The 22522-nt window shown below is 71.2% G+C and carries 23 protein-coding genes and 1 tRNA gene; 8 read left to right on the top strand and 16 right to left on the bottom strand.

Annotated elements, in window-relative coordinates; all coding sequences use genetic code 11:
* Positions 1 to 38: 38 nt before the first annotated feature.
* Together ABZX10_RS20705 and ABZX10_RS20710 are read left to right on the top strand one after the other, a co-directional pair.
* Positions 39 to 500: an OsmC family protein gene (locus ABZX10_RS20705; RefSeq protein WP_355544423.1), complete on the top strand. Its 462-nt coding sequence runs from the start codon at positions 39 to 41 to the stop codon at positions 498 to 500.
* Between the two features lie 16 nt (positions 501 to 516).
* On the top strand, positions 517 to 3450 hold the full coding sequence (locus ABZX10_RS20710) for an FAD-binding and (Fe-S)-binding domain-containing protein (RefSeq protein ID WP_355544427.1): 2934 nt from the start codon (positions 517 to 519) through the stop codon (positions 3448 to 3450).
* Here the strand turns inward: ABZX10_RS20710 and ABZX10_RS20715 are convergent.
* A complete protein-coding gene (locus tag ABZX10_RS20715) occupies positions 3413 to 4246 on the bottom strand; it encodes an alpha/beta hydrolase (RefSeq protein ID WP_355544430.1) in 834 nt (277 codons plus the stop codon). The genes ABZX10_RS20710 and ABZX10_RS20715 overlap by 38 nt on opposite strands.
* Before the next feature lie 52 nt (positions 4247 to 4298).
* On the opposite strand from ABZX10_RS20715, the gene ABZX10_RS20720 reads away from it, so the two are divergent.
* Positions 4299 to 4868 (top strand): maleylpyruvate isomerase N-terminal domain-containing protein, encoded by a 570-nt coding sequence (locus ABZX10_RS20720; RefSeq protein WP_355544433.1) that lies wholly within the window; start codon positions 4299 to 4301, stop codon positions 4866 to 4868.
* On the opposite strand, the gene ABZX10_RS20725 is transcribed toward ABZX10_RS20720, so the two are convergent.
* The 8 genes from ABZX10_RS20725 to ABZX10_RS20760 form a co-directional block, all read right to left on the bottom strand.
* The gene (locus tag ABZX10_RS20725; protein WP_355544436.1) at positions 4869 to 5486 is read right to left on the bottom strand and encodes a hypothetical protein; all 618 of its coding nucleotides are present in this window, start codon (positions 5484 to 5486) and stop codon (positions 4869 to 4871) included. It abuts the gene before it with no gap.
* A 73-nt stretch (positions 5487 to 5559) separates the two neighbouring features.
* Positions 5560 to 6000: a nitroreductase/quinone reductase family protein gene (locus tag ABZX10_RS20730; RefSeq protein WP_355544439.1), complete on the bottom strand. Its 441-nt coding sequence runs from the start codon at positions 5998 to 6000 to the stop codon at positions 5560 to 5562.
* Between the two features lie 61 nt (positions 6001 to 6061).
* Positions 6062 to 6964 carry a universal stress protein gene (locus tag ABZX10_RS20735; RefSeq protein ID WP_355544442.1) on the bottom strand — a complete coding sequence of 301 codons (903 nt, stop codon included), beginning with the start codon at positions 6962 to 6964 and terminating at the stop codon, positions 6062 to 6064.
* A complete protein-coding gene (locus tag ABZX10_RS20740) occupies positions 6961 to 8415 on the bottom strand; it encodes an amino acid permease (protein ID WP_355544445.1) in 1455 nt (484 codons plus the stop codon). The genes ABZX10_RS20735 and ABZX10_RS20740 overlap by 4 nt, the downstream gene beginning before the upstream one ends.
* Positions 8416 to 8480: 65 nt before the next feature.
* Positions 8481 to 9077, bottom strand: coding sequence for a sugar O-acetyltransferase (locus ABZX10_RS20745; protein ID WP_355544448.1), 597 nt, complete (start codon positions 9075 to 9077; stop codon positions 8481 to 8483).
* A 37-nt stretch (positions 9078 to 9114) separates the two neighbouring features.
* Positions 9115 to 9369, bottom strand: a complete 255-nt coding sequence (locus tag ABZX10_RS20750; RefSeq protein ID WP_355544451.1) for a hypothetical protein — start codon at positions 9367 to 9369, stop codon at positions 9115 to 9117.
* Between the two features lie 187 nt (positions 9370 to 9556).
* The gene (locus ABZX10_RS20755) at positions 9557 to 9949 is read right to left on the bottom strand and encodes a group I intron-associated PD-(D/E)XK endonuclease (RefSeq protein ID WP_355544454.1); all 393 of its coding nucleotides are present in this window, start codon (positions 9947 to 9949) and stop codon (positions 9557 to 9559) included.
* Between the two features lie 200 nt (positions 9950 to 10149).
* Positions 10150 to 10223: transfer RNA gene (locus ABZX10_RS20760), tRNA-Pro, on the bottom strand.
* Between the two features lie 117 nt (positions 10224 to 10340).
* On the opposite strand from ABZX10_RS20760, the gene ABZX10_RS20765 reads away from it, so the two are divergent.
* Both ABZX10_RS20765 and ABZX10_RS20770 read left to right on the top strand, forming a co-directional pair.
* The gene (locus ABZX10_RS20765) at positions 10341 to 11414 is read left to right on the top strand and encodes a PQQ-dependent sugar dehydrogenase (RefSeq protein ID WP_355544457.1); all 1074 of its coding nucleotides are present in this window, start codon (positions 10341 to 10343) and stop codon (positions 11412 to 11414) included.
* Positions 11415 to 11435: 21 nt separating this feature from the next.
* A complete protein-coding gene (locus ABZX10_RS20770) occupies positions 11436 to 11894 on the top strand; it encodes a hypothetical protein (protein ID WP_355544460.1) in 459 nt (152 codons plus the stop codon).
* Here ABZX10_RS20770 and ABZX10_RS20775 read toward each other — a convergent pair.
* From ABZX10_RS20775 to ABZX10_RS20790, 4 genes are all read right to left on the bottom strand, one after another.
* Positions 11891 to 12625, bottom strand: a complete 735-nt coding sequence (locus tag ABZX10_RS20775; protein ID WP_355544463.1) for a tyrosine-protein phosphatase — start codon at positions 12623 to 12625, stop codon at positions 11891 to 11893. The two genes, ABZX10_RS20770 and ABZX10_RS20775, sit on opposite strands and share 4 nt — an antisense overlap.
* Positions 12626 to 12659: 34 nt before the next feature.
* Positions 12660 to 13463: a DUF1684 domain-containing protein gene (locus tag ABZX10_RS20780; protein WP_355544466.1), complete on the bottom strand. Its 804-nt coding sequence runs from the start codon at positions 13461 to 13463 to the stop codon at positions 12660 to 12662.
* On the bottom strand, positions 13408 to 13974 hold the full coding sequence (locus ABZX10_RS20785; RefSeq protein WP_355544469.1) for a hypothetical protein: 567 nt from the start codon (positions 13972 to 13974) through the stop codon (positions 13408 to 13410). Before ABZX10_RS20785 ends, ABZX10_RS20780 begins: the two co-directional genes overlap by 56 nt.
* Before the next feature lie 68 nt (positions 13975 to 14042).
* On the bottom strand, positions 14043 to 15413 hold the full coding sequence (locus ABZX10_RS20790) for a DUF2252 domain-containing protein (protein WP_355544472.1): 1371 nt from the start codon (positions 15411 to 15413) through the stop codon (positions 14043 to 14045).
* Positions 15414 to 15518: 105 nt separating this feature from the next.
* Between ABZX10_RS20790 and ABZX10_RS20795 the strand changes: the two genes are divergently transcribed.
* The 3 genes from ABZX10_RS20795 to ABZX10_RS20805 are packed head-to-tail and all read left to right on the top strand — an operon-like array spanning position 15519 to position 18730.
* Complete coding sequence (locus ABZX10_RS20795; RefSeq protein WP_355544475.1) at positions 15519 to 16307, top strand: siderophore-interacting protein; 789 nt, start codon at positions 15519 to 15521, stop codon at positions 16305 to 16307.
* A 54-nt stretch (positions 16308 to 16361) separates the two neighbouring features.
* Positions 16362 to 17594, top strand: coding sequence for a glycosyltransferase 87 family protein (locus tag ABZX10_RS20800; protein ID WP_355544478.1), 1233 nt, complete (start codon positions 16362 to 16364; stop codon positions 17592 to 17594).
* A gap of 11 nt (positions 17595 to 17605) precedes the next feature.
* On the top strand, positions 17606 to 18730 hold the full coding sequence (locus tag ABZX10_RS20805) for an MlaD family protein (RefSeq protein WP_355544482.1): 1125 nt from the start codon (positions 17606 to 17608) through the stop codon (positions 18728 to 18730).
* Positions 18731 to 19056: 326 nt separating this feature from the next.
* Here ABZX10_RS20805 and ABZX10_RS20810 read toward each other — a convergent pair whose 3' ends face one another.
* The 3 genes from ABZX10_RS20810 to cmk are packed head-to-tail and all read right to left on the bottom strand — an operon-like array spanning position 19057 to position 22518.
* On the bottom strand, positions 19057 to 20397 hold the full coding sequence (locus ABZX10_RS20810; protein ID WP_355544485.1) for an MFS transporter: 1341 nt from the start codon (positions 20395 to 20397) through the stop codon (positions 19057 to 19059).
* A 1-nt stretch (position 20398) separates the two neighbouring features.
* A complete protein-coding gene (gene der / locus ABZX10_RS20815) occupies positions 20399 to 21841 on the bottom strand; it encodes a ribosome biogenesis GTPase Der (protein WP_355544487.1) in 1443 nt (480 codons plus the stop codon).
* A complete protein-coding gene (cmk, locus tag ABZX10_RS20820; RefSeq protein WP_355544545.1) occupies positions 21838 to 22518 on the bottom strand; it encodes a (d)CMP kinase in 681 nt (226 codons plus the stop codon). Before cmk ends, der begins: the two co-directional genes overlap by 4 nt.
* Positions 22519 to 22522: the final 4 nt, after the last annotated feature.

Genomic DNA, 22522 nt, shown 5'->3' on the forward strand with positions numbered 1-22522 from the left:
ATGAACCCATTAGACACACATGGGAGGAGGATTGCGGCGTGAACACGCACACTTATCCGGTGGAGGTCGAATGGTCGGCGCCGGGCGGCACCGCCGACTACCGCACCTATCCGCGCGAGCACCTGCTCAGCTCCGCGGCGACGACGTCGATCGCCGCGTCCGCCGACCCGCACTTCCTCGGCGATCCCACACTCTGGAACCCGGAGCAACTGCTTGTGGCGGCGGCCGCGAACTGTCACATGCTCTCCTACCTCGCGCTGTGCGCGCTGCGCGGCGTCACGATCGTCGACTACACCGATACCGCTGTCGGCACGATGGTCGAAACCTCCGGCGCCGGGGGCCGGTTCACCGAGATCCGGCTCGCCCCGCGCGTAGTGCTGGCGCCCGGCGCCGACGCGGACCTGGCGCTCGCGCTGCACCACGAGGCGGGCGAGCAGTGCTACATCGCCGCCAGCCTGAACTGCCCCGTGACGCACTCCCCGGAGATCGTGACCACCTAGCGATACCGTCCCGGGTATGCCCGCGACACGATCCACCGCCACCGCCTCCGCCGGAGCGGAGCTCGCCCACCGCCTCGCCGGGTCGGGAATCGCCGTCGAGACCTCCGCGCTGCGCCGCGCGCAGTACGCGTACGACGCGTCCAACTACCGGGTCGAGCCCGTGGCGGTCGCGTTCCCGCGCACCGTCGACGACGTGGTCGCCGCGGTCCGCGCGTGCGCGGAGCTCCGAGTCCCGGTCATCGGGCGGGGCGGCGGAACATCGATGGCGGGCAACGCGATCGGCCCGGGTCTCGTGCTCGACTTCTCCCGACACATGACGCGCGTCCACTCGATCGACAGGGCCTCGGGCATCGCCGACGTCGATCCCGGTGTGGTGCTCTCCGTCCTGACCCGCACCGTCGAGGAGCGGACCGGGGGCGCGATGACCTTCGCCCCGGACCCCTCGTCGCGGACCCGGGCGACGGTGGGCGGCGCGGCCGGCAACGACGCCTGCGGCAATCACTCGGTTCGGTACGGCCGGATGTCCGATCACGTACTCGAGCTCGACCTGGTCACCGCCGACGGTGCGCGGCTCACGGCCGGCCCGGGCGGACTGCGCGCGACCGACCCGACCGACGCGCGCGCCGCGACGCGCGCCGAGCAGCTGAACGAACGCCTCCGGGCCCTCGCCGCCGAGAACCTCGCTCGGTTCCGGCTGGAGCTGAGCACGATCCCGCGCCAGGTGTCCGGGTACCACCTCGACCACCTGCTGCCGGAGCGCGGGTTCGACGTCGCCCGCGCCCTGGTCGGCTCGGAGGGCACCTGTGCGATCGTCGTCCGCGCCCGGGTCCGCCTCGTGCCGCGCCCGGCGAGCGCGCTGCTGGTGTGCCTGGGCTACCGGGACGTCGTCGAGGCGGCACGCGACATCGAGACGATCCTCACCTTCTCCCCCGCCGCCGTGGAGGGCGTCGACGACGCCATCGTCACGACGATGCGCGCCCGCCGCGGCGCCGATTCCGTGGCGGCCCTACCCGAGGGCGCCGCCTGGCTGTACGTGGATCTCGACGGCGACGACCCGGGCACCGTCGCCGAGCGGGCGCAGGAGCTGCTCGCCGAGCTGCGCGCCGCCGGGCGGCTGGTGGACGGCCGCACGGTGCCGGACCCGGCCGAGCGGGCGTCGCTCTGGCGGGTCCGGGAGGAGGGCGCCGGGCTGTCCTCGCGCCTGGCGACCGGGCAGGAGTCGTGGCCGGGGTGGGAGGACTCGGCGGTGGCCCCGGAGCGGCTCGCCGACTACCTCGCCGACTTCCGCGACCTGCTCGCCGAGCACGGCCTCGACGGCGTGATGTACGGGCACTTCGGCGCGGGGTGCATGCACATCCGGATCACCTACGACCTGCGTTCGGAGCACGGCCGGTCGGTGTTCCGGCGGTTCACCGCGGCGGCCGCGGAACTCGTGGTGCGGCACGGTGGTTCGCTGTCCGGCGAGCACGGCGACGGTCGCGCCCGGTCCGAGTTCCTCCCGGTCATGTACTCGCCGGCGATGCTCGCCGCGTTCACCGCGTTCCGCCGGATCTTCGACCCCACCGGCCTGCTCAATCCCTCGTCGATCACCGATCCGGCACCGATCGACGCGGATCTCGCGTTAGCGGGCGTGCCGGATCGCGCCTGGTCCACCCGGTTCGCCCTGTCCGACCCTTGGGCGGCGAGCCTGCAGAGATGTATCGGCGTCGGCAAGTGCCGCTCGGACGCGGGCGGGGTGATGTGCCCCAGCTACCGGGCCACCGGCGACGAGACCGACTCCACCCGCGGACGCGCGCGGGTGTTGCAGGAGATGGTGCGCGGCGCACCGTCGGTCGACCGGGGCTGGCGGTCGGAGGAGGCGCGCGAGGCCCTGGACCTGTGCCTGTCCTGCAAGGCGTGTTCGACCGACTGCCCGACCGGCGTCGACATGGCGACCTACAAGTCGGAGTTCCTCTCCCACTACTACGAGGGCCGGCTCCGGCCGCTCTCGCACTACTCGATGGGTCGGCTTCCGTTGTGGCTGAATACGACCGGATTCGTCGCACCCGTGGTGAACGCGGCGCTGCGCACGCCCCTCGCGCGGGTCGCGCGCAGCCTCGGCGGCGTCGCCCCGGACCGGACGTTGCCGCGGTTCGCCTCCCGCCGGGAGTGGCGGCGCGCGGTGCGTGACGCGCTCTCCGCCCGGCCCGTACCGCCCGACGGTCCGCGCGTGGTCCTGTTCGCCGACACCTTCACCCGGGGCCTGCGTCCCGAGGCCGCAGGAGCCACCGCCCGCGTGCTCGCGGATGCAGGCCGACGCGTGGACTGCACGGCCGGCGCGTGCTGCGGGCTGACCTGGATCTCCACCGGCCAATTGGACACGGCGCGCGGTCTTCTCACCCGCGCGGCGGACACGCTCGACGACGGTACCGACGACCCGATCGTCGTCGTCGAGCCGAGTTGCGCTGCGGCACTGCGCAAGGACCTGCCGGAGCTCGTGCCCACCGACCGCGCCCGCCGGGTCGCCGCGCGGATACACACCGTCGCCTCCTACGCCGACGCGATGCTGGCCACCGGCTGGCGCCCCGCGCCCGCGGCGCCGCTGCCGGATGAGGTGGTGCTGCAGGCGCACTGCCACGAGTACGCCGTCTTCGGCGCCGGTGCCCATCGCCGGGTGCTCGCCGCCGCGGGCATCGTGCCGCGCGACGCGACCGGATGCTGCGGCGTCGCAGGCAACTTCGGGTTCGAGCGCGAGCATTTCGCCGTCAGCATGCAGGTGGCGGAGCAGGCCCTCGCGCCGGCTCTGCGCGCCGCGCCCGACGGTGCCGCCGTTGTCACCGACGGCTTCTCCTGCGCCATGCAGGTCGAGCAGCTCGGGCTGTCGGGGCCGGGCGCGCACCTCGCGGAACTGCTCGATCCGGGCCCGCCCGCGGTCACGTCGCGTCGAGGTGTTCGAGGATCAGCGTCGTGATCGCCTCGGGCGCTTGCTCGGGCACCCAGTGCGAGACGTCCTCGAGCATCTCGAACCGGTACGGGCCGGTGCAGTGCTCGCGCGTCCCGAAGGCGGCCACATCGCCGAACGCCGCGTCCTCGGTGGACCAGACGTAGAGCGTCGGCGTCTCGACGGTGCCGATCGCCGCGGGTGGGCGCCCGGCCCGGTACCAGTTGAGCGCGGCCGTCATCGCGCCCGGTTCCTGCAGGCGCTGCACGTACTCGTCGACGGCGTCGCGGGGCACGTCGCGCCCGAAGACCTGCCGCAGCGCGCGGGCATCGTCGGCGAGCATGGCCTTCTCCGTCACGGGCGTGCTGCGCCACTCGGTCATGTACCGCGATCGGTTCGCCTGGTCCTCGTCGGTCCGCATGGCGGCCGCCAGCGCGGCCGGGTGTGGCGTGGAGACGACGGAGAGCGACCGCAACCGGTCCGGATGCTCGGCGGCGGTCCACCAGGCGACGGCGCCGCCCCAGTCGTGGCCCACCAGATCGAACCGCACCCAACCCAGCGCGTCGGCGATCGCGACGACATCGTCGATGAGCGAGGTGATGCCGTACTCCGCGGGACGCTCGGGCCGCACGTCCGGCGAGTAGCCCCGCTGGTCGGGCGCGACGGCGCGGAATCCGCGCTCCCCCAACACCGCCACCTGATAACGCCATTCGATCGACGCCTCGGGGAATCCGTGCAGCAGGAGCACGGGCCGGCCGTCCTCGGGCCCGGCGGCGATGGCGTCGAAGGAGCCCGCGGCGGTGGGGATGCTCAGATGTTCGGTCACGGATCTCACGCTAGGCCACGCGCGTGTCGGTGGGGCGTGCGACAGTGACGCCATGACCGAACTCAGCACCCTGTCCCCCGCCGAACGGCACCGCGCCGTGGCTGCGACCTTCGCCGGCGTCGCCGACGCGACCACCGACTGGGATGCGCAGACGCCCGTCCCCGAGTGGACGGCGCGTGAGGTCGTGGGCCACCTCGTCGAGTGGCTTCCCGGCTTCCTCGCGATGACCGGGGTGGAGCTGCCCGGCGCGCCGTCCGACGCAGCGGAGCCCGCCGCGGCCTTCGGTCAGCTGGCGGCGGCCGTGCAGGCCCTGCTCGACGCACCGGACGCCGCGCGGATCGTGTCCACGCAGATGTTCGGCGACAGGCCGGTCGACGGGCTGATCGACCAGTTCTACACCGCCGACGTGTTCATGCACACGTGGGATCTGGCCCGCTCCAACGGGATCACGCCCGACCTGGACCCCGCATTCGCGAAGACCCTGCACGGGGGCCTCGAGGCGATGGGCCCGATGCTCCAGCAGTCGGGGCAGTTCGGCGCACCGATCCCGGTGCCGGACGGCACCGACGAGGTGACCGCGCTTATGGCCTTCATCGGCCGGACCCCGGACTTCGGCGCCTGATCAGCGCGCCTGGATCTGCAGGCCGGACACCATGGTGCTCCGTCCGGCACGGTACGCGGGTGCGTCGCCGCGCGAGGTCATCAGCGTCAGGGTCACGGTGCGCACACCCCCGCTCGAGGGGACGCCGACCGCGACGAGGGTCGCGGGGTGCGGCTTCGGCTCCGCACTGCTGGTGAAGTCGTAATCGACGGTGGCACTGGGGAAACCGCAGACCGTGCCGGTACGTACCGACTTCGTGCCGAAGGAGGACCGGATCGCCCCGACCTCGCGGTCGACCGCCGCCTTCGCGTTCGCGCTGTCACTCTTGTCCACGGTGACCACGGCAACGGGCGCGAACTCATCAGCGATGAGCGAACGGTTGACGAGGGCGAGCCGAACGTCGCGGCCGGCGGTGTCGAAGCGCTCCCACCCGGCGGGCTTGGGCAGCTGAACGATCGGCTCCGTCGCCGCGCGGGAGGGCACGGTGACGAGCGGCGCGGTGCTCGCCGCACAGCCCGGCGCCGCCGACGCCGCAGGAGCGAGCACCGTGCCGGCGGTCCCACTCACCGTGAGCGCGAGGGCGAGGCCCGCCGCGCCAGCGATCGTCACGGTCTTGAAACTGCGATTCACATCAGTCATATGCGGACGGTAGCATCCGGCTTTGCAATGATCAATACCGCTCGTCCGGCGCCGGTCGCCGCGAGCGATCACCTCAGCGCGGGGTGCAGATCACGACGGGAATGTCGCGGTCGGTGCGCTTCTGATAGCCCTCGTAACCGCTGTAGGCCTTGACGATCTGCGGCCACAGCGCCGCTTTCTCCTCCGCGGTGGCCGCCTTCGCCGTCCACGGCCTGGTCACCTCGTCCACGGTGATCTCGACGTCCGGGTTCGCGGCGAGGTTCTTGAACCAGTCGGGGTTATCGGAGTGACCGCCCTTGGACGCCACGACCACGACCCGGTCCGGCCCGTAGATCGGAGCCGTGAGCATCGTCGAACGACGCTGCCCGGACCTACGGCCGATCGTGTGCAGCTCCAGCGTCTGCATGCCCAGTACGCGCTTCGGGAAGCGCCCGCCGGTGACGGCGAGCAGCGCGCGGTGCCCGTTCTCCAGACCCCATGCGCCCATCTCGGTGACCTTGTCGGAAAGACTCATGCGGTCATTGTGCCGGGCAAGGTCGACCGGCGCCCGGGAGGGCGGCGCCGCGGCCGTCCGGTCACGACCACGACACGCCCTCCGGCACGACGATCACGGGCACTGCGGCGTTCCGCACGATCTTCATTCCGTGCGAGCCGAGGAAGACCCTGGCGATCGGGCCGAGACCGCTCGAACCGACCATGAGCAGGTCCCCGTCGCGCCACCCGACGTCGTCGATCGCCGCCGCCCACGACTCGCCGATGCCGATGGCGACCTCCTCCATCGCGGGACGCGCCGTGAGGTCGTCGATCTCGCCCAGGATCTCGGAGGCGTGCGCACGGATGCGTGTGGCCCACTCGCGCAGGACCGGGTCCTCCGCCGCGCCGCCCGCGCCCGAGAGGATGCCGATCTCGGAGTCCGGACGGACGGCGAACGAGGCGAGGCGGAGGCTGCCGCCCGCCCGGGCGGCCACGGGCGCCGCGGCGAGCACGAGGTCCCGGGCCGCAGCCGATCCTCCGTACGCCGCGGTCAGGCGGGTGACAGACGCCGCCGGACCCGGCCGGTAGCCGACCGGCGCGATCGCGACCGGGACGGCGCTCACGCGCAACAGGGCCTCGGAGACCCCGCCGAGGGCGATCCGGCCGGGCTCGCCCCGTCCGGCCGATCCCAGTACGAGGCATGCGGGCCGCTCCGACTCGGCGAGCTCGAGCAGCCCTCGGCGCGACGAAGCCGCCTCGTGCACGAGGTACCGGGCCTGCACGCGGTCGCCGAGCACGCGGGCGGCGTGTTCGAGCACGATGTTCGCGGCCTCGCGGTTGTGCTCGCGCCACTCGTGATCGACGTTGCCGCGCAGGGGCGGCCACGCGGATGCGACGACGGTCGCCACGATCAGGTCGGTGTCGAGGGAGTTCGCGAGCTGCGCCGCGAGCGCGAGCGCGGACGCGGAGCGACGCCCGGTGTCGACGCCGACCAGGAGACTCACGGCTCGTCCTTCTCGATGCGGATGGCCGTCGTGAGCGGAACGTCGGGAACGGGCTCGGCGTTGCCCGGCTCCAGGATCGACCGTTTCCTGCCGTAGAGGAAGTAGAAGCCGAGGAAGAGGGCGGCCCAGACCACGAATACCACGATGGTGATCGGGCGCAGCTGGGTGATGATCCAGATGCACCCCGCGATCGACAGGATCGGCGTGAGCGGGTAGAGCGGCACGGTGAAGCCGCGCTCCAGATCGGGCTCTCGCCGGCGCAGGATGATGAGGCCGACGGAGACCACGAGGAACGCCGCCAGGGTGCCGATACTGGTCATCTCGGCGAGGAAGTTGATGGGGATCACGCCGGCGAGTACGGCGACGACGGCCGCCACGATCAGCGTGTTGTGCACGGGCGTGCGCGTGCGCTCGTTGACCCTGCCGAACGCCTTCGGAATCATGCCGTCGCGCGACATCGCGAACAGGATGCGCGTCTGGCCGTACAGCGTCACGAGCGTGACACTGAAGATCGAGATCACCGCGCCGATGGCGAGCACCGTCGAGGGCCAGGACGCCCCGACCACCTTCGCGAGGATCGCGGACAGCCCCGCCTCCTGACCCGCGAACTGATCGGCCGGCTGAGCCCCGATCGCGACCACGGCGACGCCGACGTAGAGGGTGATGACGACGAGCAGCGCGAGCAGGATCGCCAGCGGCAGGTTGCGCTTCGGGTTCTTCGCCTCCTCGCCGGCGGTGGACACGGCGTCGAGACCGATGAAGGAGAAGAAGATGACCCCGGCCCCGGCCGCGATGCCACTGATCCCGTAGGGCGCGAAGTCCGCGAAATGGTCGGAGTTCCATCCGGCGATGCCGACCGCGATGAAGAACAGCAGCACGGCGAGCTTGATGCACACCATGATCGCGTTCGTGACCACGGACTCCTTGGTGCCGCGGACCAGGAGCAGCGCGCACAGCGCGATGAGGATCACCGCGGGCAGGTTGACGACGCCGCCCTCCTCCGGCGCGTTGACCAGCGCGTGCGGCAGGTGCACGGAGAACAGGTTGCCCAGCAGCTCGTTCAGGTACTGCGACCAACCGACGGCGACCGCCCCCGCGGAGACGGCGTACTCCAGCAACAGGCAGGCGGCGACGAGCATCGCCGTGCCCTCGCCCATCGTCACGAAGGCGTACGAATAGGTGGATCCCGACACCGGCACCGCGCCGGCGAGTTCCGCATAACAGAGCGCCGTCAGGCCCGCGACGGCGCCGGCGATCACGAAGGACCAGACCACCGCGGGGCCCGCCAGGGGCACGGCCTCGGACATGATGAAGAAGATGCCGGTGCCGATCGTGCAGCTGATGCCGATCGCCATGAGCGGGAAGAGCCCGATCGTCCGGACCAGCGGTGAGTCACCCGCATCCGGTCCGATCGGCTTGCGCCGCAGGAGTTGCTGAGGGATGGTCGTCAAGGCGCTACCTCGCGTCGTCGGGTGTACAACAAGCTACTCCCGGACGCGCACCCTTCAGGACGGAATCACCTCCCTCGTTCCCGACGGTGCCCGTCCTGCTGAGGAGGATGATCCACGGGCGCCGATGTCCGGCGTTCGATGTGGCCGGCGCTGCTGACCACGCAGTTGGCCGGAACGTCCCTCGTCACGAGCGCGCCCGCAGCGACGACGGATCCCTCACCGATCCGCACCCCCGGCACCACCGTCGCGTTCGCGCCGATCCAGACGTTCGGCCCGATGTCGATAGGTGCGGTCGTGATCCCGTCGAACCGCCCGGTCGGGTCGACGGGGTGCCCCGCCGTCGCCAGCGTGACCCCGGGGCCGATCATCGTGCGGTCGCCGATGCGGATGCCGCCGATGTCGTAGAACGAGCAGTTCTGGTTCACGAAGACGCGCTCGCCGAACTCCAGTCCGAGCCCGTGGTCGCAGTAGAACGGCGGGTACAGGGTGAGCGTCGCGGGCGCGGGACGCCCGAGTATCCGGCTGAGCAGTTCCTGCCGCGCCTCGAGGTCGCCGTGCCGGAGGTGATTGAGCTCCGAGGTGAGCTCCATGACCACCTGCGTCCGTGCGGTGACCGCCCGCGACGCGGCCGTGCCCCGGGGGATCAGACCTTTCTCGCGCACCGGACTCCCCTCGTCGTCGCCGTACTCCGGCCGATCATCATGCCCGCCGCCGACGGTGGGCCGCACCACCGGTCAGGCCCGGCGAGACGTGCCGGTGCAGGGCGATCGAGTGGTCGTAGTACTCGTCGGTCATGGGCAGGTACGGTATCGGTTCCTCGGTCCCGACGGTGCCGAGCCGTTCCGCCAGATCCTCGCCGAGCCGCCGGACACCGCCGGCGTCGACCCCGTGCATGTTCGTGATGAGGCGCGACACGAGCGACGAGTTCGGTAGTACCAGAACGTATCCCGTCATGCCTCACCTTGATCATCAGGAGCGAGGCAAACCGCGGAAGCAGGAGCATCGGCACCACAAGATCGGCTGAGAGGGTCTCGCAGGGTGTAGCCCTCGTAGTGCGATGTCCGGAACCTATGACAGCCGCACCACGGCGACCAACCATGGAGGTCGGGCCGCGACGACCGCCAACCAACTGGGCCACGAATTATCCGAGCACACCACCAGCAGGCGCGATTGCAGCCCCGTCAAAACCTTCTACTCGATAGTCCGCGTAGGCCGACAGATGGATCGCTTGGAGTCCTTCGACTGCACCGATAGGAATGCGGAAACAGCCGAACTCACCGTCGATGATGAAGAATTCGTCGATCTCATCCGCACGGTAAGGCAGACGGCCTTGACGACACGTCGAAAGGTAGACCTTCCACGTACCACGCACCTGCGACACAGTGGTTTTCACCTGCACTCGAACAACTCGTTCATCGCGACATACCAGCAGATCGTACCGACTCGGTTCAAGCGGCCAGGACACTTCGTGCCCACGTAAGGTGAACCAAGCCGCTGCGAGCATCGATCCCGCACGAGCCAGCGACCCGGGCATGATTCGCCCGAGATCAGTTTTTGAGAACGATCTGCGCCAGTCCTCGTCCGTGATGTTCGGGGAGGGCGTCCGCTAGCCAGGCAGCACGCTGGTCGGTAGTCGGCAAGTTCTAGGCGAAGGAGTTGATCCGACACTGGATAAACTACTACCCCGAGGCGCAAGAAACCCCTTCCGAACTGGTCGGAAGGGGTTCTTCTATGTCGGGCTGACAGGATTTGAACCTGCGACCACCTGACCCCCAGTCAGGTGCGCTACCAAGCTGCGCCACAGCCCGTGGCCCGCTCTTGCGTGCTGTCAGAGACTACCCCATGCGTCACTCGGACAAGAAATCGCCAGCACGGGCCGCGTCCGTCGCCCACGGAATCGGACCTTTCGCCCTACTCTGGACGCCATGCGCACCACACCCCGGCCCCACGGCGTCGCAGTCGCGATCCTCGTGGCCACGCTGGCGCTCGCGGGGTGCGGCGGCGCACCGTCGAAGGGCCCCGAGCCGAGCCCGCGCGTCGGTGCGGCCCCCGGGAACACCATCGCGATGGGACTCGACGCCCCGTGGTCGATCGCCTTCGTCGGCGGCGCGACCCTGGTCAGCGAACGCGACCGGGCCCGGATCGTCGAGATCGTCGGCGGCAAGCCGCGTGAGGTGGGCCGGGTCGACGGGGTGGTGGCGCGCGGCGAGGGCGGACTGCTCGGGATCGCAGTCCGCGACGGGGACCTCTTCGCCTACTTCACCAGCGCCGACGACAACCGGATCGTCCGCATGCCGCTGCAGGGCGCCCCGGGCGCGTACACCCTGGGTGCGGCCCGCACGATCCTCACGGGCCTGCCCGCGGCCTCGGTCCACAACGGCGGTCGCATCGCGTTCGGGCCGGACGGGATGCTCTACGCCACCGTCGGCGACGCCGGACGGCGCGACGACGCGCAGAACCTCCGTGCGTTCGGCGGCAAGCTCCTGCGGATGACGCCCGACGGTGCCGCGCCCCCGGACAACCCGTTCCCCGGCTCGCTCGTCTACAGCTACGGCCACCGCAACGCCCAGGGCCTGGCGTGGGCGCCCGACGGTGCGCTGTACGCCGGTGAGTTCGGCCAGAACACCTGGGACGAGCTCAATCTCATCCGGCCCGGCGGCAACTACGGGTGGCCGGTCGTCGAGGGGATCGCCCGGCGCGAGGGCTTCGTCGACCCGCTGCAGCAGTGGTCGCCGCGGGACGCGAGTCCGAGCGGCATCGCGATCATCGGGAACGATGTCCTCGTCGCCAACCTCCGGGGCCAGCGCGTCCGGACGGTACCGCTGTCCGCGCCCGGTACCTCGACCGAACAGCACCGGGGCGAGTTCGGGAGGATCCGCGACGTGGTGCGCGCACCCGACGGATCGACCTGGATCCTCACCAATAACACCGACGGTCGCGGCAGCCCGCGGCCCGGCGACGACCGGATCGTCCGCCTGACCGGCGGCGGAACACCCTGAATCCGCGCTACAGTCGACCGTATGAGGCGTGGACTACTGATGCTGGCGGCCGTGGTGGGGTCCGTCGCCGTCGCGACGCCCGCGCTCGCGGAACCCGCCATCGACGCGGATCGGTATCGCACCGACGGCGGCGACTACGCCTTCGTCTACCGCTACGACGGCGGCAAGCGCATGTGCTCCGTCTCCGCCGATCCCACCACCGTGCGGTGCGGAATCTCCGCCCCCGCAGGCACGCGGATCACGGTCAAGGGGCGCAGCGTGCGGCCCGAGGCCATCGAGATCACCGCCCGCGGCTGGCGCTACCTCGAGAAAATCACCTCGCAGGACCGCCCCCGCATGTTGCCCGAGGGTGCACGCCTGTCGGTGCACGGCGCGTCCTGCACGTCGATCCGCGACGGCGGCCTCGAATGCTCGATCGACTCCGTCGGCTTCAAACAGGACGACGGACGGTTCTCGACCCACGGCACGAAGGCGGGTTAAGCCACCAGCTTCGCGCGCAGCCGCTCGACCACGCCGTCGTCCAGGCCCAGGCCGTCACGAACGTAGCCGTCGAAACCGCCGTACCGCGCGTCCGCCTCGGCGAAGGCCGCCTCGAGGGCCTCGGGGAACACACCGGCCAGCACCCGGGCGGCCTCGCCGATCGCCGCGCCGCGCTCGGCGGTGGCGCCCGCCGCGATCTTGTCGATCGTCGCCGCCGAGTACTCGTTGGTGAGCAGGTAATCGGCCATCACATCGTCCGCGGACACCCCGACCAGGCGCTGCGCGATCGCCGCGGCCCACCCCGTCCGGTCCTTGCCCGCGCTGCAGTGGAAGACCTGCGCGCCGGGCTCATCCGCGATCGCCCGCACCAGGCCGGCGAACTGGGCGCGCGCGTTGTCCTCGGTGACGAACATCCGGTAGACGTCGGTCAGCATGCCCCGGGCACCGTCGGCGTCCTTGAGCGACGTCGGGTCCAGGGCGCCGAGCGCGACCTCGTCGCCGATCACGTTGAACCGGACGTACCGCGCACCGTCGGGCACCACATCGGGCTTGGGCGTGACCTCGACCGTCATCCGCAGGTCGAACACGCCGGTCAGGCCCGCGGCCGCGAGCCGCGCGGCGTCGATCGATTCCGCGTCGAGGGCGTTGGAGCGGTAGAGCACCCCGCGCCGCATGCGCCCACCCTCGGCCGCGTATCCGTCCGGCCCTGCCACATCGCGGAAATTGTCCACGCACCGAGCGTAATCGACCGCCCGGGGCGGTCGGTCAGCGCCGCTCGTAGGGGACCTTCTCCCCCGCCGTCACCGCGAAGGGCAGCCGGTTCCCGGCGGGCGGCAGCGGGCAGGTCGCGAAGTCGATGAACGCGCACGGCAGGTTCACCGCGCGATTGAGATCGACGGTCACGGGTCCGCCCTCGACGAGTGCGGCGGCATCCAGCGGGACCGACACGCTGCGGTTCGCGGCGTAGGTCGACACTCCCGAGGTCTCGTCGGTGAACAGCACCTGCAGTCCGCCGGCCTTGCCGTTGAAGGCGATCAGGCGGTGCTCGGCCCCATCGTGATCGAGCACGATCTCGCCCGGGGCGAGGTAGACGTGTTCGAGCCCCTCGGCGACCGCCCCGACGGTGATCGACCGCGGCGCGGCGTAGGGCTCGAACCGGCCGGTCAGTACCCATGCGGGGTCCGGCGCGAACGCGGGCACCCCGCGGAAGTCGCGCACCGTCGAGGCGCTCGGGTCGTGCACGCGGATCAGGTACCCGTGGCCGCGGTGCACCACCTCGATCTCGACGTCGCCGGCGGCGACGAGCTCACCGGCGGCGACGGGGCCCGACTCGAAGCGCCGGGTGCCGTCGACCGCGATGTCGTCGCCGGGCTCCGCGGTCACGTACGCGGCAACCCCGTCGTGGTGCCACCGGCCCGGAATCCCGTCGAACCGCTCCGGTTCCGAGCCGAGTCGTTCGAGCCGTGTGATCGACAGCCAGCCGTTCGGCGCCGCGAGCTCGCGCTCGCGCTGCTCATGCCAATCGTTCCAGGCCTCGGTGTACTCCGGTGTCGCGGTAGCGGCGGTCATCATTGCCCCTCGGATCGTTGAACTTCCCCCCGGTCCAACCCTCGAGTCCGACGTCCCCATCGCATTGCACGCACCCTGCGCGAAGATCTGGCGTCCTGACTCCGCGCGGCATCCGCAGCGCGAGCGCGATCAGCGCATCGACCGGCACGTCGACCGGCACCTCGACGCGGGCGGCGAGCCGGGCACCGTCGCACCCGCGGACCAGCAGCTGGCGCATTCGCGCCCCGGCGAGCCGGGCCCCCGGCCACGCGACATCGGCGAGCTCGGCGTGCGCGGGAACGGCACCGTCGACCTCGCACAGGACGACGGGGCCCGAGCGCACCAGGCGCGCGATCCGCACGACCACCACGGGGAGGCCAGACGGTCCGCCGCCCGCCAGCAGGGACGCCGGGGTGCCGGCGATGAGCACCTCGTCGCCGTCCATGGCGGTGCCGTCCGGCCAAATCGTGGGGTCGAAGGACCGGGCGACGCCGGCGCGGGCGAGTGAGGGCAGAACCTCCATCAGAGTCACGACTACCGGTCTACGCGGGCCGCGACACGGGCGGAAGGTCCGGCGCCGTCAAAGTCGCGCTAAGAGTGTCAAACCCCCTCGTCGGCGCACGGCAGGACGCCCGCCTTCACCGCGGCCTTGACTGCGGCGTAGTCCTTCTCGTTCTGATCGGCGTAGGCGCCTGCGAACCGCGCGATCGCCTCGTCGAACTCCGTGGACTTGCCGAGGTAGGCCGAGGCGGCCGCCGCGCCGGACGACTGCGCGTGCGCCCGGGCGAGCACCACCGCGCACGCCCGGCCGTACTGCGCGAACTGGTCGACGGTGAGCAGCTCCGGCGCGATCGAGCCCTTCATGTCCCGGAACTGGCGCCAGTAGAAGTCGTAGCCGCTGATCGTCGGCGTGTAGCCGAGGAAGGAGTCGGACTGCGCCTGCAGCGTCTGCTGCCCGGCGACGACGCGCCAGGCCTGGGCCCCGCTCGACGGTGCCCGGGGCGGCATCACCGCGGGGCCGAGCTTTCCGTAGGTCTGCAGGACCGACTGGGCGGCTTCCTTGACCTGGAGGAACAGGCTCTCGGTGGTGCCGTCCGGCGTGTCCCGGCCGAGGAGCACGATGAAGCAGCGGGTGCCGACACTGCCCACGCCGACCACCCGCAGCGCCCAGTCGAGCACCCGGAACTGGCCGAGTAGGGCGGCCGCGTCGGGGCGCAGGGTGTCGAGGTAGCGGCCGAACACGCCGTCGAAGCCCTCGACGAGCTTGGCCGGAGCGGGGACCAGTGTGGGCGGGTCGGCGACGATGTGCGGCTCGCCGTCCTCCCGGGTGGCCGTGATCTTCTCCACCATGCGGGCGGAGGTGCGCTTGCGGGCCTTCTTCGCCGTCTGTTCGATGAGTTCCTTGAGGGGCTTGTCGCCCGCCGCCTGGGCGGTGAGCCCGTCGACGTCGACCGACGCGTAGTAGCGGTCGAGCGCGGTCATCGCCGTCATCCGGGCGAGCGTCGCGCGGTAGACACCGACGGCGCCCACGACGGCGTCGTGTCCCTGCGCCTCGGTCTGCCCGTTGTCGCGCGCCGAGATCATGACGCTGGCCGCGAGGCGTTTGACGTCCCACTCCCACGGCGCGTTGCCCGCCTCGTCGAAGTCGTTGACGTCGAACAGTTGCCTCCGCTCCGGCGAGGCGAACAGGCCGAAGTTGGCGATGTGCGCATCGCCGCAGCTCATCACCGTGACCCCGGTGTTCGGCTGATCGGAGAGGTCGTGCGCCATGAGCGCGGCGCCGCCGCGGTAGAAGGCGAAGGGCGAGTGCAGCATCCGCGCGATCCGCACCGGGACCAGTTCCTGGATCCGCGTGCTGTTCTGCTCGCGGATGATCGTGACCGGATCCCGACCGTCCGGGGTGAACGCCGCCTGCGACGCCCGGGAGACCGTCTTGCGCAGATCCTTGCCACTCGCTGCACGTGCCGTCATGGTCAACGATCGTAGTCGCGCGGCGCACCTTCGACAGTGTCGTCCGCGCCGTCCGACGCACCATCGAATTAGGACACCCTAAGAATCGAGGCGTACGGTGGAGGCGTGACTAATGCTGAAACCGATAACCGCACCGCACCCGCCCGCCGCCAGCGCCCCGTCCACGAGCTGACGGTCGTGCACACCGAACCCGTCGGGCGCCACCTCGTCCGCGTGACCGCGGCGGGCGAGTCCCTCGCGACCTTCGGCGACCCGGACCTGCCCGGCCTGGCCGCCACCGACTCCTACGTCAAGATCCAGTTCGGCGACTCCACTCGCACGTACACCGTCCGCGCCTTCGACCGCGCCACGCGCCGGATCGCGATCGACTTCGTGGTGCACGGCGACGAGGGATTGGCCGGGCCGTGGGCGCAGCGCGCGCAGCCCGGCGACACGATGCGCCTGATGGGCCCCGGTGGCGCCTACTCCCCCGACCACGGTGCCGGCTGGCACCTGCTCACCGGCGACCTGTCGGCCGTGCCGGCGATCGCCGCCGCGCTGGAGGCCCTGCCCGGCGACGCCCGCGGCGCGGCGATCATCGAGGTCGAGACCGACGACGACCGCGTCGATCTGCGCGCGCCCGCGGGCGTGGGCGTGCGCTGGGCGGTCAATCCGGACGTGGCCGATACCGAGTTCCTGGCGCGGCAGATCGCGGTCGCCGACTGGCCGGCGGACCGGACGAGCGCGCAGGTCTTCGCACACGGCGAGCGCGAGTCGATCAAGGCGATCCGCAAGGTCCTCCGCGAGCTGGAGGTGCCGCGCGAGCGGATCTCCATCTCGGGCTACTGGGCCCGCGGCCGCGCGGAGGACGCCTTCCAGGCGGAGAAGCGCCAGCCCATCGGCCAGATCGACTGATCCGCGGGCTACCCTGGCTCGGTGCCGAGCCCGATGCATCATCTGTCATCCGCGATGTCCACCCCGCGTCGCCGGGTCGCCGCAGCTGCGGTCCTCCTCGTGATCGCGACGGTCGTCGGATTGGCACTGAACACCTGGCACGGGTTCCTCGACCTGCTCGTCTACCGGCTCGGCGCGCGCACCTGGCTGGACGGCGGCGCACTGTACGGGCAGCTGCCGCCCATCGGCGACATCGCGCTCCCGTTCACCTACCCGCCGCTCGCCGCGATCGCCTTCGCCCCGCTCGCGATGCTCCCGGCGGGAGCCGCCGGGGCGGTGATGTTCGCGCTGTCGCTGGGCGCGATCGCGCTCACGCTGTGGCTGGTCCTCGCCCGAGCGCGGCCAGCGATGGACCGGGGCACCCGGCTCGCGATCGTGCTCGCCGGCACGGCGCTCGCCGAATACCTGGAACCCGTCCGGCAGACCCTCGGCTTCGGTCAGGTCAACGCGCTGCTCATGGCGGCGATCGCCGCCGACGTGCTGGCCCGGAACCCGCGCTGGCCGCGTGGACTGCTGATCGGCATCGCGATCTCCATCAAGCTGACCCCGGCCGGCTTCCTGCTCCTGTTCCTGCTGCACCGCGACTGGCGCGCCCTCGCGACCAGCATCGCCGGCGCCGCCGGTTCGGTCGCGCTGGCGTGGGCCGTGATGCCCGACGAGTCGCGCCAGTACTGGTTCCACACCCTCAAGGAGACGAGCCGGATCGGACCGCCGTACTTCGCCGGCAACCAGTCGATCAAGGGCCTGGTGTTCCGCCTCGGATTCGACAAGGGGATCTCGACCGCGCTGTGGCTGGCACTGTCGCTGGTCGCCGTGGCGCTGGCCGCCGTATGGATGCGCCGACTGCTCGCCGACGGCGCACTCCCGGTCGCCCTGATGGTCAACGCCGCCGCGGTGCTACTGATCTCGCCGGTGAGCTGGTCGCACCACTGGGTCTGGGTGGCACCGGCACTGCTCCTCGGCTTCCTCGCCCTCGCCGACGGTGCGCGCAGGCCCGCGTTCGGGCGGACGGTCGCGTTCGCGACGGTGCTGTTCTACGTCGGCCCGCACTGGCTGCTGCCGAGCCGCGCCGACCGCGAGTTGGCGTGGGCGTGGTGGCAGCAGATCATCGGCAGTTCGTACGTGCTGTTCACCGTCGCCGTCCTCGCCGCCGGCGCGTGGGGTGTGCGCCGTCACACCGGCGGCACACAGGTGACAGTCAGCACAAATGCACCTCGTGGAGCGGGGATTTCAGACAACACCGGATAATTTGTCTATTCGTGGATCTCAATCCGGTGCCGGGCTTCTCCCCGTCCTCCGCCCAGCTGCGGCGACGTGGCGTCGCGTTCACGGCGTGCATCGCTCTCCTCGCGCTCGCGGCGTGGGGCGTGCAAGCACTCCGCCCGCAGGACGTGTTCACCTTCACCCTCCGCACGCCGACGGTGGCCGCCGGAATCACCGAGGGCGCGAAGGTCCGCATCCAGGGCGTCGAGGTCGGCACCGTCACCTCCGTCACCGCGCTCGGCAACGCCCAGCAGGGCGTCACCCTGCGGCTCGACGGGCCGCAGGGCCGCAGCCTGACCAACAACGTCGAGGCGGCGTTCTCGGCCGGCAACCTGTTCGGCGTCTCCGAAGTGATCCTCACCCCGCACGACGGCGGCGGGGCCCTGCGTGACGGCGCCGAGCTGGCCCCGACCAGGCAGATCAAGGACAGCACCGTCTCGAACATGATCACCACGATCGGCGACGTCAACAACGACGCGCTGCGGCCGCGGATGAGCCAGGTCCTGACGAACGTCGACGCCTCCTCGAAGGCGATGCTGCCGCTCCTCACAGCGCTCGGAAGCGTGGCGCAGGCGATGCAGGACACGCAGCGGCTCTCGACCGCGACGACCTTCCCCACCGTGGTCGCGGCGATCAAGGCCGCGGACCCCGCCATCGGCGCGATGATCCCCGCGTTCCGCTCGGCGCTCGACTTCAAGCCCCTGCACAACGGCGACTCGAAGCGCGTCATCGCGATGCTCGACCAGATCAACAACAAGCAGTACGGCTTCAGCGCCGCGCTCGAGGCCATCCTCACCCCCGACGCCATCGAGGGCCTCGAGACCGCCTCGCCGATGCTGGTCAGCCTGATGCAGCCGATCCTCGCGGCGTTCCCGGGCGGCAGCGCCACCGGCGTGGGCATCCAGCTCTCGCAGCTCATGGACAACGTCCGCAAGGCGATGCCGAACACCCCGAACGGCCCCGTGCTCAATCTGCGCCTGTCCGTGGACTACCCGGCCATCGCCGCAGTGCTCCCTCCCGGCACCGACGTCCCGCCCGCGGCCGCCAAGCCCGGATCGGCCACACCCGCAGCGCCGGCGAAGCCCGCCACGCCCTCGACCTCGGCGGCCGCGCCGCGCTGACCAGGTCGCACCGCCGCCCGCCACCGACCCTCCCGTCGGCCGACGGCTGACGCCGACCGGTGCGGCGACGACGGGCCACGTCGTCCCCCACGCGACACCACCGTCCCCCGCGCGACACCACCCCGCGGCTCTGACGTTCGCTCCCTCATCGGACGCCGCGCTTCTCGTGTGGGTTCAACCGTCCCCCACGCGACGCCGAGTCCCCCACCTGACGCCACCCTCGTCACGCGGTGCGCCGCTGACTGGCTTGTCCAAACCGGACGGAATCCGAGAGTCGATCGAAAGGCGTTGCGCTGCTGCGCCTCGCCGGCCACGCATGACCTCGCCTAACTCGCCCCCGCCAGCGCGCGATCTCGGGCCGGCCGCACCCGGGCCAACAGCAGCAGCCCCAGCGCCAACACCACGATGATGCCGCCGATGCCGGCGCGGTCGGTGCCGAACGCCCACACGAACAGGCCGAAAAGCGCCGGACCGAGGAACGACGCGGCGCGCCCGGTGGTCTGGTAGAGGCCGAACATCTGCCCCTCCCGCCCGGGCACCGTCATCCGCGCCAGCATCGACCGGGCGGACGACTGCGCGGGGCCCACGAACACCGTGAGCATCAGGCCGAAGACCCAGAACATCGCCTCGCCGCGGACGAACAGCAGCACCGTCCCCGCGACCAGCATCCCCACGAGGCACGTCACGATCACCGGCTTCGGGCCGATCCGATCGTCGAACCGCCCGGCGATCACCGCACCCAGCGCGGCCACGACGTTCGCCGCCACCCCGAACAGCAGCACCGTCGACTCGCTCATGCCGTACACGGAATGCGCCAGCACCGCGCCGAAGGTGAAGGTCGCCGCGAGACCGTCGCGGAACACCGCCGACGAGACCAGGAACCACACGACGTTGCGGTCCTCGCGCCACAGCGATCCGATGGTCGCGAACAGCTCGCGGTACGCGCCCACGATCCCCCGACGGTGCGCCGTCCCGTCGGGCGGGAGCTCGGGGACGGCGAACAGCACCGGCAGGGCGCACCCGCCGAACCAGACCGCCGCGAACACCGCCACCAGCCGGATGTTCAGCCCGCCCTCGGTGGGAACGTCGAGGAACCCCCGCGTCGGGCCGTCGCCGGCGATGAAGCCGAAGTTGCACAGCAGCAGCAACACGATGCCGCCGAAGTACCCGCAGGCCCAGCCGATTCCGGACACGCGCCCGATGGTCTCGGGTGTCGAGACCTGCCGCAGCATCGCGTAGTAGGGCACGTTCGCCAGCTCGAAGGCGACGGTGCCGACGGCCAGCAGCAGCAGGCCGAGCCAGAGGTACTGGTACTCGTCGCGCACGAAGAAGCAGCCCGCGGTGCACACGGTGACGACGGCGCTCCACACCGCGAGCGAGAACCTCCGCCGTCCGGCGGCATCCGACCGACCGCCGAGCACGGGCGCGAGCACCGCCACGACCAGGCCCGCCGCGGCCATCGCCCACGACAACCAACTGGTCGCGCTGATCGACCCCGGCAGATCCTTCCCGACGGCGCCGGTGAGGTACACGGTGAAGATGAAGGTGGTCATCACCGCGTTGAACGCGGCGCTCCCCCAGTCCCAGGTGCACCACGCCACGACCTGGCGGCGCGGGACGACGCCGGGCACCGTCGGACCCGCCGCACCGGCGGCCGGAGAGCTCACGCTACTTCCGCGCGCGCTTCTCGCGGACCCGGACGTTCACTCGCACGGGCGAACCCTCGAATCCGAACTCCTCCCGCAGCTTCCGCTCCAGGAAGCGCCGGTAGCCCGCCTCGAGGAAGCCCGAGCTGAACAGCACGAAGGTCGGCGGGCGGGTGGCGGCCTGCGTGGCGAACAGCACCTTCGGCAGCTTGCCGCCGCGCAGGGGCGGCGGGGTCGCGGCCATGACCTCGCGCAGCCAGTTGTTCAGGCGGCCCGTCGGGATGCGCTTGTCCCACGACTCCAGCGAGGTCTCGATCGCCGGGACCAGCTTCTGCAGAGCGCGGCCGGTCTGCGCGGAGATGTTCACGCGCAGCGCCCACGGGATCTGCACGAGCTCCCGGTCGATCTCCTTCTCCAGCTGGTAGCGCCGGTCCTCGTCGACGAGATCCCACTTGTTGTAGGCGATCACCAGCGCGCGGCCGGACTCGATCACCATCGACAGCACCCGCAGGTCCTGCTCGGTGATCGGCTGCGAGGCGTCGATGAGCACGATCGCGACCTCGGCGGCTTCGATCGCACCCTTCGTGCGCAGCGACGCGTAGAACTCGTGGCCGCTGGCCTGGTTGACCTTCTTGCGCAGGCCGGCGGTGTCGATGAACTTCCAGGTCTTGCCGCCGAGCTCGACGAGCGAGTCCACGGGGTCGACGGTGGTGCCCGCGACGTTGTCGACGACCGAACGGTTCTCGCCCGTGAGCTTGTTGAGCAGCGAGCTCTTGCCCACGTTCGGCTTGCCGATCAACGCGATGCGGCGCGGTCCGGTGCCGCCGGTGCCCTCGCGGGGCGTCTCGGGCAGGGCCTCCAGGATCACGTCGAGCAGGTCACCCGTGCCGCGGCCGTGCGCCGCGGAGATCGTGTGCGGCTCACCGAGCCCCAGCGACCACAGGGACGCGGCCTCGGCCTCGGTGCGCTGATCGTCGACCTTGTTCGCGGCGAGGATGACCGGCGTCTTCGAGCGGCGCAGCACGCGGGCGACGGCCTCGTCGGTCGCCGTGGCGCCGACGGTGGCGTCCACCACCACGACGACCGCGTCGGCGGTGCGCATGGCGACCTCGGCCTGCTGGGCGATCGACTGCTGCATCCCCTTGGCGTCGGGCTCCCACCCGCCGGTGTCCTGCACCAGGAACCGGCGGCCGGCCCAGTTGGCCTCGTAGCTGATCCGGTCGCGGGTCACGCCGGGGATGTCCTCGACGACCGCCTCGCGGCGGCCCAGGATCCGGTTCACCAGCGTCGACTTGCCGACGTTCGGGCGGCCCACGATCGCGACCGTCGGCAGCTTCGCCGCGGCCTCGGCGGCCTCCGCCTCGAGATCGGCGAAATCACCCTCGTAGTCGGCGAAGTCGCCCTCGTCGTCCCAGGTGCCGTCCGCAGCATCGGAACCGGCGTAGTCGAACTCGTTGTCACTCATCGCGTGACCTCCTCATTGCGGGACGAGAGCGCGCGCTCGGCCAACTCGGCCACCGCGGCGACGGTCTCCTCCAGGTTCATGTCGGACGAGTCCAACTCGATCGCGTCGTCGGCCGGCCGCAGGGGCGAGACCTTCCGCGTCGAGTCCAGACCGTCGCGGCGCTGCACCGAGGCGAGCACCGCCTCGTAGTCACTGGGCAGGCCCAGCTCCAGGTTCTGCGCGTGGCGGCGCTGCGCACGCGCCTCCGCGGACGCGGTCAGGTAGATCTTGACCGGCGCGTCGGGGAAGACGACGGTGCCGATGTCCCGGCCCTCCACCACGATCGGCGTCTCGTCGTCGGCCGCGATCGCGCGCTGATAGTCCACCAGCTGCTCCCGCACCTCGGGGACGGCGGAGACGGCGGACACCGCCGCGGTCACGTCGTCCTCACGGATCCGGCGGGTCACCGAGATCTCGTCGAGCTCGACCTGCTCGGACAGCGGGTCGCAGCCCATCGCGAGGGGCAGGTCGGCGGTGCCGGCGGCGATGGCCGCCGGATCCGCCAGATCGAGCTCCTGGTCCAGGGCCCATACGGTCGCGGCGCGGTACATAGCGCCGGTGTCCAGGTACCGCGCACCGAGGTTCTCGGCGATGCGGCGGGCCACCGTCGACTTACCCGTCCCGGACGGGCCGTCCATGGCG

Origin of the sequence: Tsukamurella sp. NPDC003166 (assembly GCF_040611135.1) — a bacterium.
In the GTDB taxonomy this organism is placed as follows: domain Bacteria; phylum Actinomycetota; class Actinomycetes; order Mycobacteriales; family Mycobacteriaceae; genus Tsukamurella.